The sequence below is a fragment of the Bifidobacterium pullorum subsp. saeculare genome, from assembly GCF_016899725.1.
Taxonomy (GTDB): Bacteria; Actinomycetota; Actinomycetes; order Actinomycetales; family Bifidobacteriaceae; genus Bifidobacterium; species Bifidobacterium pullorum_C.
Genome location: NZ_JACLYU010000234.1, coordinates 1 through 446, shown reverse-complemented (window position 1 = coordinate 446; position 446 = coordinate 1). Strand labels below are relative to the sequence as shown.

The 446-nt window shown below is 57.4% G+C and carries 1 protein-coding gene; it reads left to right on the top strand.

Features of this window, described 5'->3' with window-relative positions; translation table 11 throughout:
• Positions 1-61: 61 nt before the first annotated feature.
• Positions 62-446 (top strand): UbiA family prenyltransferase (locus tag H7U32_RS11050; RefSeq protein ID WP_323804627.1); only part of this gene is annotated, 385 nt, incomplete at its 3' end.

The window sequence follows — 446 nt, the reverse complement described above, 5'->3', positions numbered from 1 at the left end:
CTTCACGGATGTGCCGTGCCCAACAGTGGCCGCAATGCCTTTCTCGATTTCGAAGGACACCGTGAGCAACCAGACGACGCACGTGGCGACGGCGCCAGCCTCTCAGCGTCCCGATCCTGTCGAGACTAAGGTGGAGCAGGAGCAAGGTCGTCCCCGGCTGTCGAGTCGTGACGTAGTGCATGCCTATGTCGCTCTGACAAAGCCACGCATCATCGAGTTGCTCTTGGTAACAACCCTACCGGTGATGTTCCTGGCCTCCCATGGTGTGCCGAAGCTCGGTTTAGTGATCGCGACGATGGTTGGTGGACTTTTCGCTGCTGCCAGTGCCAACGTGTTCAACTGTGTCATTGACGTCGATATTGACCAAAAAATGCGTCGGACTCGGCGCCGTCCTCTCCCGCGTCATCAAGTGCCGCGTCGCAGTGCCCTTATTTATGGAATCATAC